Source organism: Pseudoclavibacter sp. RFBA6 (genome assembly GCF_002931575.1).
Taxonomy (GTDB): Bacteria; Actinomycetota; Actinomycetes; order Actinomycetales; family Microbacteriaceae; genus Pseudoclavibacter; species Pseudoclavibacter terrae.
Genome location: NZ_PSUA01000017.1, coordinates 125,030 through 137,232 on the forward strand (window position 1 = coordinate 125,030; position 12,203 = coordinate 137,232).

Genomic DNA, 12,203 nt, shown 5'->3' on the forward strand with positions numbered 1-12,203 from the left:
AAGTACCTCAACGAAGAGAACGGAAGATCGCACTTGATACCGAAGAACGCCCACGGCAGAGGCCGCTCGTTCAAGGCCGCGACGGCCCTGACACTCGGCACCTGCCTCCTCGCAGGATCCTTCGTGAGCGCACAGCTCGCAACCGCCGCTCCAACGAACACCACTACCGTCGCACTGCAGGTCGATCGGCAGGAATCCCCCATCTTGGTCGACTCCACACCGAGCTTTAGCTGGCAGATGGATGCGGCGCATCGCGGCGCCGCTCAAACGGCTTACCGCCTCGTCGTCGCAACGTCGGCAGATAAGGCGTCGAACGGTGAAGGCGACGTCTGGGATTCCGGCGTTGTCGAGTCCAACGCCAGTTCAGCGGTTCCCTACACTGGCCCCGCCTTGGCACCGAAGACCAGCTATTTCTGGGCCGTGCAGGTGACGGACGAACACGGCGAGACGCTGCCGACCGCCACGTCGTCCTTTCGAACCGGTCTCAAGGCGACCGACGGGAGCACGGGCTGGAACGGTGCCCAATGGATCACCCAGCCGAACGCCGAGCCGTCGCTTGCCGATGATCGTTCGTTGGCCACGACCTTCGACGTCTCGACGAGGTTCCAGATCCTGCAGGGCTCCGCAGGACTCACGTTCAACGGCGTCGATGACGACTTCATCCTCCTCAACGTCGCTGAGGTCGATGGTCAGTACCGCCTGAAGCTGCACGAGGGCAACGCACAGGGCATCCGCGACTTCACCCGTGACAACGGTGCCGCAGAGAACCCGAACAGCCCACGTGGCTTCGACCCCGTGAACGTCGACGTCGCGCTCGACGGTTTCGACCCCGCCGCCGAGCACACCCTCACGGCGAGCCTCGTCGGAGGCGGAGGGGTCTTTCCTTCCGGGTCCAAGTGGAAGATCAGCCTCGATGGCGCGGCCGTCGCCGAGTTCGAGCTGCCGGGCAATCGGCAGATGGTGCGAGCTGGTCTTGTCGGCCTGTACAACGACAACGGGACAAGCGCCAAGTACACCGACGTGACCCTCACGGTGCCGGATGCGGCCGAGAAGCTCGAGGAGACCCAAGGGAAACTCACCGCGGACCCGAGTGCGTCCGCTTTCGCTGAGGCGGACGGCGCGAAGATCGCTGACGGCTGGATCACGGTTACGGACAACTTCGCCCAAGAAGTCGACACCAGCCCCTCGGACGGGCTCTTCCGCGAGGAGTTCAGCACGGCGGGCAAGACGGTCGAATCGGCGCATCTCTATGCAAGCGCCCTGGGCGTCTACGAGTTCGAGCTCAATGGCGAGAAGGTCGGCGACTCCTACCTGGCCCCGGGTACGTCCGACTTCTACAAGACCGCGCTCTACAACGCCTACGACGTGACCGAGCAGATCGCGTCCGGCGACAACGCGATCGGCGCGCAGCTCAACGACGGCTGGTATTCCGGGTCGTTCGGCGCGCTTCAGAAGCCGTACGGCGCGCAGCCTGCCCTGCTCGCCAACCTCGAGATCACCTACACCGACGGCACCACAGAGTCAGTCGCGACGGGACCCGACTGGTCGTACTTCGACGAGGGCCCCATCACCGACAGCAACCTCATGGACGGCGAGAACTACGACGCACGGCTCGAGCCCGCAGTCGCCGGGTGGTCGCAGGGCGGGTTCGACGAAGCCGACTGGGTCGCCCCCTCCACCATCTCGCTGCCGACAGGCCTCAAGGTCGTCGGCGACAGCGCTTCCGCGATCAAGAAGGTCGAGGAGGTCTCGCCTGTCTCCCGGACGGTGGATGCCAACGGCAACATCGTCTTCGACTTCGGCAAGAACATCGTCGGCAATGTCGCGATCGACGTGACCGGTCCCGCCGGGTCGACCGTCGAGCTCAACTACGGCGAGATGCTGAACGACAGCAGCGCAACCGCAGATGGGCCGGCCGGGACGATCTACAACGAGAACTTCCGCTCGGCGAAGGTCAACGACTTCTACACGATCGGCGACTCGGGCTCCGGGTCCTTCGAGCCGACGTTCACGATGCACGGCTTCCGCTACCTTGAGGTCTCCGGGTTCGACGGGTTCGACGCGAACTCCGTCGGCGCCGACGACGTCACAGCGCACGTGCTGAGCTCGGCCACCGAACTGACGATGGACCTCGAGACATCGAGCGATGGCCTCAACGCCCTGCACGAGAACACCATCAACGGCCTGCGCGGCAACTTCAACTCGATCCCGACCGACACACCAGCGCGCGACGAGCGCATGGGCTGGCTCGGTGACATCCAGGTGTTCACGTCGACCGCGTCCATGACCGCGGATGTGCGCAACTTCCTGCAGAAGTACACGGAGCTCGACCTCGCCGACGCGCAGTTCGCAGACGGCCAGTACCCCCGCTTCGCGCCGTACCACTCCGGCTGGGACTTCGTGCACGGCACATCCGACCCGTGGACCGACGCGAGCATCATCGTGCCGTATGAGCTCTGGAAGGCATACGGCGACACCGAGATTCTCGAGGTCAACTACGAGCAGATGAGTGCGTACGCGACGGCGCTCAATGAGGGCCCGCGTGGCTTCGTGCTCGGGGACTGGCTCTCGTTCGCGAAGACCGACACCGAGTTCGTGATGCAGGCCTACAAGGTGCACACGATCAAGCTCATGGCGGAGGCGGCCGAAGCGCTCGGCAAGACCGAGGACGCCGAGAAGTACACCGCTTGGCACGCGGACTGGAAGAGCACCTTCGTCTCGACCTACTTCCCGAGCGGCGGCGCGCAGATCGAAGGCGCAGACCTGGAGACCCAGGCCGCGTACGCGATCGTGCTCGACTTCGGCTTGTACCCGGACGGCACACAGGCCGGCCTCGCGGAACGGCTTGCGCAGCTGAGCCTCGCCGGCGAAGACGGCGCACCGGCGCTCACGACCGGCTTCCTCGGGACCCCTGCCATCCTGCCTGCCCTTTCAGGCGGCGGGCAGCTCGACGCCGCATACGACCTCGTGCTCAGCAATGCCTACCCGAGTTGGCTGTACACGGTTGACCAGGGAGCGACGACGTACTGGGAGCGGTGGAACTCGTACACGCTCGAAGACGGTTTCGGCGACGTCAGCATGAACTCCTACAACCACTACGCCTACGGCGCGGTGAGCGAATGGATCTACAACACGGTCGCTGGCGTCAACCAGGACCCGACGCAGGCTGGCTACCAGCACTCCGTGCTCAAGCCGCAGCCGGACGCGGACGGACGAGTCACGTGGGCGAACGCGGCCTTCACCACGAATTACGGCACGCTCGTCTCCGACTGGACTACCGAGAATGGCTCCTTCGAGTACCACGTCGAGGTTCCGGCGAACTCGTCCGCGACGGTCTACGTGCCCGTTGACGACAAGAGCAAGACCGTGCTTGAGGGCGGTCTCGCTGCAGTGGATGCCGAGGGCGTCACGCTCGTCGGCATCGAGAACGGCATAGCCCAGCTCGAAGTCGTCTCCGGCAGCTTCGACTTCACCGTCGGCGTCGCGCCGGAGCCGACCGGCGAGCCGACGGGCACGGCGGAACCCACGCCGCAGCCGACCTCGACTGATGGCACCAGCACGACCGCGCCAACGTCGAGCCCCGGCAACGGAGACGGCGGCGGCAACGGTGGCTCCGACGCTGGCGGTCAGGACGGTGACCTTGCCACGACGGGCGTCGACGGCAGCCTCGCCGGCTTCCTCGCGCTCCTCGGGGCTGTCCTCGCAGGCACCGGAGCAGCGTTCCTCATCAACAAGCGCCGCGGACGCATGACCAGCGAGTAGCTCTCGCACGCATCACAACCGCGGCCCCGCGCATCCACATCACCGTGGATGCGCGGGGCCGCAGTCGTCTACGCCCACGTCCCGCGCCACGCGCCACTCCCCCTCCCCGTGAGTCGCCCCAAGTGGTCGCCTTGGAGCCCTGCTGAACAACCATTTGGGGCGTCTCGCGGGCGAGCTCGCAACCCAGCGGCTACCGTGGCAAGCATGTCGGATGCGCAATCAGACCCGCCCGAGCTGAACCGGACTCGTGGCCAGGCGGCCACCATGCGGGCGATCGTGAACTCGACGGACGGCGGGCCGCGCAGCCTCGAGCTCCGCGACATGCCCGTCCCGCACCGGCCGCCCGGCCACGTGCTCGTCGAGGTGCGTGCGGCCGGCGTCGCGTTCCCGGATGTGCTGCAGTCGCGCAGCGAGTACCAGCACCGCATCCCGACCCCGTTCGCGCTGGGCAGCGAGTTCGCGGGCGTCGTCGCCGAGGCTGGCGAAGGCTCCGGGTTCGCGGAGGGTGACCGGGTCTTCGGCGTCGCGAGCCACGGCGCGTTCGCCGACTCTGTCGTCGCGCCGGCCGACCGCGTGCTGCCGCTGCCCGACTCGATCGGCTTCATCGACGCCGCCGCGCTGCCCATCAACCTCCTCAGCGCCGACTTCGCGCTCCGCGACCGCGGGCAGGTGAAGCAAGGAGAGACCGTCCTCATCCAGGGCGCCGCGGGCGGGCTCGGCGTCGCCCTCATCCAGCAGGCGAAGCTCATCGGCACCACTGTGATCGCCGTCGTCTCGACCGAGGAGAAAGCCGCGCTGGCCGAGTCGGTCGGTGCCGACCACACGGTCCTCGCAGCAGATTTCCTCGCGGAGGTGCGGCAGCTGACGCAGGGCCGCGGTGTTGACGTCGTGCTCGACCCGGTCGGCGGTGACCGCTTCACCGACTCGCTGCGCTGCCTCGCGAAACGCGGCCGCCTCGTCGTGCTCGGCTTCACGGGCGGCAGCATCCCGACCGTCAAGACCAACCGACTCCTCCTGAACAACATCTCCGTCGTCGGCGCCGCCTGGGAGGGGCTCATGCCCGAGTGCCTCGTCTCGCTCCCCGGGCAATGGGCGAGGCTCTCACCCGCCGTCGAGCGCGGTGAGCTGCGGGCCTCCATCAGCGAGGTCGTGCCGCTCGAGCAGGCCCCGGAGGCCGTCGCGAGCCTGGATGAGCGCCTCGCGCGCGGCAAGATCGTCATCGACCTGAGCCTGGGGTAGGCGGCTGGCGCGAGACTGCCAGCACCCGTGCCATGGATCCGCTCCTCGACTGGCACCATGCTCCCCTGCCAGACTCGAACGATGACCTCCCCCACATCCCCCGCGTTCGTCGCCCAACTCCCCGCCGCCATCGCCCGCCTCGCGGAGGGCGTCGAGCTGCTCGACCCGGCGGATGCGCCCCCGCTGCGCTGGGGGATCCTCGGCGCAGGCCACATCGCGCGGAGGTTCGCGCAGGAGGTTCCCGAGCACACCCGGTCGACGATCGCGGCGGTCGGGGCCCGCGACCTGTCACGCGCCCAGGCGTTCGCCGACGAGCTGGGCGTCGATCGCGCGCACGTCTCCTATGCCGAGCTCATCGCCGACCCGGACGTCGACGCCATCTACCTCGCGACCATCAACTCGACCCACCACGACCTCGCGCTCGCGTGCATCCGCGCCGGCAAGCCGGTGCTCGTCGAGAAGCCCTTCACCCTCAACGCCGCCGAGGCCCGCGACGTCTTCGCCGCCGCAGAAGAGCACGGAGTGCTCGTCGTCGACGGCATGTGGACCCGGTTCCTCCCCCAGTTCACGGTGGCGAGGCAGATCGCCACCAACGGGCTGCTCGGCCGCCTCGTCACGGCGCACGCGAACTTCGCCGGGGTCATGCACACCCCTGTCCCGCGCATCGTCGACGTCGAGCAGGGCGGCGGTGCCCTGCTCGACATCGGCGTCTACTCGGTCGCCGCCGTGCACGACCTTCTCGGCCCGCCCAGCGAGGTCGCGGCGGCCGGCAACCTGCTCCCCGGGTACGCCGTCGACGGCTCAGCATCCGTCATCATGCGCACCGCGAGCGCCGTCGGCACAGCCCGCTGCAGCTTCGAAGGGCGGGCCCCGTCGACGGCGGAGTTCGTGTTCGAGCGCGGCATCGTCGAGCTGCCGGAAGAGTTCTTCGTTCCCGGGATGCTGCGCGTGAGCGAGTTCGGCGGCCACGGTTCCGAGCAGGCGTCCGACGAGTCGACCGACGGCGTCAGCGGTGCGCTCACCACCGAGTGGGATGCGACCGTACCGGGTGGCTTCCAGTTCGAGTCCGCGGAGTTCGCGCGCCTCCTCGCGAGCGGCGCCACGCAGTCGCGGGTGATGCCCTGGCAGTCATCCGTCGAGATCATGGAGGTGCTCGACCAGGCTCGAGCAGCCATCGGCGTCGTCTACCCGGGGGAAGCCACCGCGTAGGTCCGTAGGTCACGGCTTGCCATGTCGGGAGTATGCGAGTACGGTGACAGCGGCTTGTCACTGCTTCCGCAGGCAACACCGCAGCTGTTTCGACGACGATTTCAGCAAGCGTGTTTCCTAGGAGAGCAAGATGATCATTCGGCGGGTACTCAACAACAACGTTGTTGACGCGTTGGACGACTCCCTGCAGGAGGTCATCGTCTTCGGCAAGGGCCTCGGCTTCCGCTCGAAGCCGGGCGAGCGCGTCGACCAGACCCTCGTCGAGAAGGTCTTCCGGCTCGAAGACGACGCCGCCAGCCGTCACTTCGCATCCATCGTCGACTCCATCCCGGCAGAGATCCTCACCGCGACCGCCGACCTCGTCGCCCGCGCACGCACCGAGCTGAGCGCGAAGATCAGCGACAGCCTCTACGCGAGCCTCGCCGACCACTTCGTGTTCGCCGTGCAGCGCGCCAGAGACGGCGGCGACTTCACCGTCCCACTCGCCGTCGAGGTGCGCCGCTACTACCCGAGCGAGTACGCCTTCGCGAAGAGCGCAGTCGCAGAGCTCAACTCGCGCCTCGACGTCGAGCTGCCCGAAGAAGAAGCGACGAGCATCGCCCTCCACGTCATCAACGCGCAGGTGGGTGGCGCCGCCGACAGCGCGGCACGCCTCATGGAGCTCACCCACTCGATCCTCGACATCGTGCGCCTCCACTTCGGCCTGCACTACGACGACGCCGACTCCGCCTACCTGCGCTTCGTCACCCACGTGCGCTTCTTCGCCCAGCGCGTACTCCTCGGCGAGACCGTGCAACGCGACGACGCCGAGCTGCTGCGCATCCTCACCGAGCAGAAGCCCACCGCCTTCGCCAGCGTCGACAAGGTGGACGCCTTCGTCAAACGCAGCCACGGCCACGCGATGAGCGCCTCCGAGAAGGTCTACCTCGGCCTGCACATCGCCAACTTCCTCTGACACGCGAGCGCGCGAGCGCATCTAGGCGTTCAGACCCACAGTTTTCAACACCCCCAAGAATCCACCGCAGCGTGAGGGCAACCGCGTGAAGCCGGGATTCTCCCAACCAGGAGACACCCCATGAAGTATGAGAAAGACGCCGCGGCGATCATCGCCGCGGTCGGCGGCGACGAGAACATCTCCTCGCTCTACCACTGCGTCACCCGCCTGCGCTTCGGCCTGAAGGACAACACGAAGGCCGACCAGGCCGCGCTCACCGCGATCGGCCCCGTCGTCGGCGTCAACGACGCCGGCTCCCAGTACCAGGTCATCATCGGCAACGACGTGCCGCTCGTGCACAAGGCCATCGTCGCCGAGCTGCCACGCCTCGCGACGAGCGAGGACTTGGCAGCGGATGCGCCCGCCGACACCACGGGCGGGAAGCAGAAGCTGCACACCCGCTTCTTCGACTTCATCGCCGGCGTCTTCGCGCCCATCCTCCCCGCCATCGCCGGCGCCGGTCTCCTCAAGGGTGTGCTGGCGCTCATCAACGCGTTCGGCTGGGTCGACCCGACCTCGCAGACGTTCCTCATCTTCTCGGCCTTCGCCGACGCCGTCTTCTTCTTCCTGCCGATCGTCGTCGCAGTGTCCGCCGCCCGGAAGCTCAACGCGAACCCCTACGTCGCAGCCTCCCTCGGCGCGGTCCTCGTCTACCCTGCCCTCACGACCATGCTCAGCGCGGGCGAACCCGTCGCGCTCCTCGGCGTCACCGTCACGTCGGTCTCCTACGCCTACTCGGTCATCCCGGTCCTCCTCGGCGTCTACCTCATGTCGTGGGCCGAGCGACTCTTCACGAAGATCATCCCCTCCTTCCTGAAGCTGACCTTCGTGCCCATGCTGACCCTCGTCACCGTCGTCCCGATCACGCTCGTCGCGCTCGGCCCGCTCGGCACGTTCGTCGGCAACGGCGTCGCCGGCGGCATCAACTGGGCCCTCGACAACGGCGGCGCGCCCGCCGGGTTCGTCATCGGCGCCCTCCTGCCGCTCATCATCATGACCGGCATGCACTACACGCTCGTCCCCTTCATCCTGCAGAACCTCGCCACCCTCGGCTACGACAAGTTCCTGCCACTCACCTACGTGCAGACGTTCGCGACCGCCGGCGCCGTCTTCGGCGTCTTCCTCCGCGCGAAGAACGCGCAGATCAAGGCCCTCTCGCTCTCCACGACCTTCACCGCCCTCATGGGCGTCACCGAACCCGCCCTCTACGGCCTCGCCCTCCCCCTGCGCCGCCCCCTCATCGCCTCCATGGCGGGAGCCGGCGTCGGCGGCGCCATCTCCCTCGGCTTCGGCGTGCAGGCCTACGTGCTCGCCGGCAACGGCGGACTCCCCGGCCTGCCCGGCCTCGTCGGCGCCACCTTCGGGTGGGCGATCCTCGGCATCGTGCTCGCCTTCATCGTCTCCACCGTCGTCTCCGCGATCCTCGGCATCGACGAGTCGATCCTCGCGAAGACGTCCGAGAAGCCGGCCGCCGCACCAGTCACGAGCCCCACTGCGGCCGCCCCTGCCACCGCATCCACCGACCGCTCGGCAGCGGATGCGCCCCTCGCGCCCTCGAGCGGCGAGCTCATCGCCTCCCCCATGGCGGGCGAGCTCATCTCGCTCGACGACGTGCCGGACAAGACGTTCTCACAGCGCCTCGTCGGCGACGGCGCCGCCATCCGCCCCACCAGCGGACGCGTCACCTCGCCCGTCACAGGCGAAGTCGTCACCGTCTTCCCGACCAAGCACGCCGTCGCCATCCGCAGCGACGAGGGCACCGAGGTGCTCATCCACATCGGCATCGACACCGTCTCCCTGCAGGGGCGCGGGTTCGACGCGCACGTCGCAGAGGGCGACCGCGTCGCCGTCGGCGACCCGCTCATCGACGTCGACCTCGACGCCGTCAGCGCCACCAACGACACCGTGACCGTCATCGTCGTCACCAACCTCGGCCTCCGCTCGATCGTGCCAGGCACGCCAGGCACGCGAGGCAACGGCGACCCGCTCATGCACGTCCTCGCAACCATCCACGCCGACGCCACCACGAAGGAGCAGACCGCATGAACCAGACCCACCAGCAGCGCACTGCCACCGACCCCAGCCCGCACGGCGCATCCGGAACCTTCCCAGAAGGCTTCCTCTGGGGCACCGCGTTCGCCGCGAACCAGGTCGAAGGCGGCTTCGACCAGGGCGGCAAGGGCCTCTCGCAGGCCGACGTCATCCCCTTCCGCAAGACCGGCGACTACGTCGACATCACCTCGCTCATGAAGGCGACGGATGCGCAGATCGCCGAGGCCATCGCCACCCCGGGCGCCGCCGGCTACCCGAAGCGATCCGCAAGCGACTTCTACAACCGCTGGGAGGGCGACGTCGAGCTCTTCGCGGAGCTCGGCATGAAAGCGCTCCGCATGTCGATCGCCTGGTCCCGCATCTTCCCCAACGGCGACGACGCGGCCCCCAACGAAGAAGGACTCCTCTTCTACGAGCGCCTCTTCACGCGCCTCCGCGAGCGCGGCATCGAACCCGTCGTCACCATGTCGCACTACGAGATGCCCCTGCACCTCGTCACCGAATACGGCGGCTGGTCCAACCGCGCCGTCGTCGGCTTCTTCGAGACCTACGCGAAGACCATCCTCACCCGCTACCGCGGCCTCGTGCGCTACTGGCTCACGTTCAACGAGATCAACACGACCCTCATCGAGCCGTACACGGGCGGCGGCATCATCGAACGCGAGCCACAAGACGGCGTCGACCCTCGACAGGCCGGCTACCAGGCCCTGCACCACCAGTTCGTCGCAAGCGCCCTCTCGACGAAAGCGGCCCGCGAGATCGCACCGGACGCGCAGGTCGGCTGCATGCTCGCGCGCATGGCCCACTACCCCGCCACGTCGGCCCCCGCCGACATCGTGCGAGCCCAGTGGGACAACAACATGAACCTCTTCCACACCGACGTGCAGGTGCGCGGCCGGTACTCGGGAACCGCGCGCCGCTTCTGGCGCGACACGGGCATCCACGTCGCCATGGAACCGGGCGACGAGGCGCTGCTCGCCGCCAACACGGTCGACTTCATCTCCTTCAGCTACTACATGAGCCTCGTCTCCTCCGTCAGCCCCGAGCTCTACGGCGCGACCGGCGGCAACCTCTTCTCGACCATCAAGAACCCCCACCTGCAGACCACCGAATGGGGCTGGCACCTCGACCCCGAGGGCCTCCGCTACGTGCTCAACGACCTGTGGGACCGCTACCAGGTTCCCCTCTTCATCGTCGAGAACGGACTCGGGGCGACGGATGTGCTCGAAGGGTCCGGTTCCGACCGCGCCGTGCACGACGAGTACCGCATCGACTACTTCCGCCAGCACCTCCAGCAGGTGCGGGAAGCCATCGAAGACGGCGTCGATCTCCTCGGCTACACGTCGTGGGGCGGGCTCGACATCGTCAGCGCCTCCACCTCGCAGATGACGAAGCGCTACGGGGTCATCTACGTCGACCTCGACGACGAGGGCGCCGGCAGCGGCGACCGCATCCGCAAGGACAGCTTCCACTGGTACCGGGAGCTCATCGCCTCGAACGGGGCGACGCTCGAGGCGCTCCCGGCAACGGGAGCGTAGGGGCGAAGTCGCGCCGGGCCGCTCGGAAGCAGCGACCCGCTCATCCCCTGAGGGCCGTCATGCGTGCATGACGGCCCTCAGGGCGTTGGCGTCTGCGTCTGCGTCGCGCTCGCCGCTACGCTCGTCGTGACTCCCCGCGACCGAGATGGAACCATGTCCCCCTCCCCCCGACGGCGCCGCATCGCGCTGTTCGTGCTCTTCTTCCTGCCCGGCATCACCATCGCCTCCTGGGTGACCCGCACCCCGGACGTTCGGGACGCGCTCGGCGCCTCGACCGCGGAGATGGGGCTGATCCTCTTCGGCCTCTCGGTCGGATCGATGCTCGGCATCCTCAGCTCCGGCAGGCTCGTCAGCAGGTTCGGCGCCCGCCCCGTGATCACCGTGGGCATGTCGCTCGTCGCCGCGAGCGCCCTCACCATCGGGACGGGCGCAGCACTGGCGTCCGGAGCCGTCGTGGCGCTCGGCCTGGCACTCTTCGGCCTCGGCATGGGCGGCGCCGAGGTGGCCCTCAACATCGAGGGCGCCGACGTGGAACGGCAGCTCGGCAAGTCCACGCTGCCCGCCATGCACGGCTTCTTCAGCCTCGGAACGACCATCGGCGCCGTCGGCGGCATCGTGGCCACGGCCACGTCGTTCCCGATCCTGGCACACCTCAGCATCGCCGTCGTGGTCGTCACGGTCGGGCTCGTGGCGTCCATCCGCCTCCTGCCGCCCGCCACCGGGAAGGCTGCGACCACGGTGAGCACCGACGAGCGAGGCGCGCCTGCGAGCCGCCCGCTCTGGCGAGACAGGACGCTGCTGCTCATCGGCGTCATCGTGCTCGCGCTCGCCATGGCCGAAGGCAGCGCCAACGACTGGCTCCCGCTTGTCATGGTCGACGGCCACGGCTTCGACGCCGCCTGGGGCTCCGGGATCTTCGCGGTCTTCGCCCTGTCGATGACCGTCGGCCGGTTCGTGGGCGGCTCGTTCGTCGACCGCTTCGGCCGGCCCGCAGCGCTGGGCGCGAGCGCCCTCATCGGCGCGACCGGCCTGGCGCTCATCATCTTCGTCGACAACCAGGCGGTCGCCGCCTGCGCCGCGATCCTCTGGGGCCTCGGCACCGCACTCGGCTTCCCCGTCGCACTGTCGGCAGCCGGAGCATCAGGCGACCGGCCGGATGCCCGCGTCGCGTTCGCCGCCACGCTCGGGTACATCGCGTTCCTCGTCGGCCCGCCCGCACTCGGCTTCCTCGGCGAGGACTTCGGGCTCAGGTCCGCGCTCATCGCCGTGCTGGTGCTGGTCGCCCTGGCAGCCGTCGCCAGCTGGCTGGTCGGCCGCGGGAAGCCGACGCGCGAAGACCCGGCCGAAGCTCCGACGGCGCCCGCAGGCACACGAGCCGACTGAGCGCATCCGAGCTTCTCCCGACCTCG

7 protein-coding genes are annotated in these 12,203 nt (G+C 68.3%); all 7 read left to right on the top strand.

What is annotated here, in order from left to right; translation table 11 throughout:
* Nucleotides 1–123: 123 nt before the first annotated feature.
* Nucleotides 124–3,762, top strand: a complete 3,639-nt coding sequence (locus C5C17_RS17905; protein ID WP_181028667.1) for a family 78 glycoside hydrolase catalytic domain — start codon at nucleotides 124–126, stop codon at nucleotides 3,760–3,762.
* A gap of 204 nt (nucleotides 3,763–3,966) precedes the next feature.
* Nucleotides 3,967–5,001 (top strand): NADPH:quinone oxidoreductase family protein, encoded by a 1,035-nt coding sequence (locus C5C17_RS17910; protein WP_258066289.1) that lies wholly within the window; start codon nucleotides 3,967–3,969, stop codon nucleotides 4,999–5,001.
* 81 nt (nucleotides 5,002–5,082) lie between these two features.
* Nucleotides 5,083–6,210: a Gfo/Idh/MocA family protein gene (locus C5C17_RS17915; protein WP_181028668.1), complete on the top strand. Its 1,128-nt coding sequence runs from the start codon at nucleotides 5,083–5,085 to the stop codon at nucleotides 6,208–6,210.
* 130 nt (nucleotides 6,211–6,340) lie between these two features.
* Nucleotides 6,341–7,165, top strand: coding sequence for a PRD domain-containing protein (locus tag C5C17_RS17920; protein ID WP_104254754.1), 825 nt, complete (start codon nucleotides 6,341–6,343; stop codon nucleotides 7,163–7,165).
* 120 nt (nucleotides 7,166–7,285) lie between these two features.
* Nucleotides 7,286–9,250, top strand: coding sequence for a beta-glucoside-specific PTS transporter subunit IIABC (locus C5C17_RS17925; RefSeq protein ID WP_104254755.1), 1,965 nt, complete (start codon nucleotides 7,286–7,288; stop codon nucleotides 9,248–9,250).
* Nucleotides 9,247–10,794, top strand: coding sequence for a glycoside hydrolase family 1 protein (locus C5C17_RS17930; protein ID WP_104254756.1), 1,548 nt, complete (start codon nucleotides 9,247–9,249; stop codon nucleotides 10,792–10,794). Before C5C17_RS17925 ends, C5C17_RS17930 begins: the two co-directional genes overlap by 4 nt.
* A 153-nt stretch (nucleotides 10,795–10,947) precedes the next feature.
* A complete protein-coding gene (locus C5C17_RS17935) occupies nucleotides 10,948–12,177 on the top strand; it encodes an MFS transporter (protein WP_104254757.1) in 1,230 nt (409 codons plus the stop codon).
* The last annotated feature ends 26 nt before the right edge of the window (nucleotides 12,178–12,203 follow it).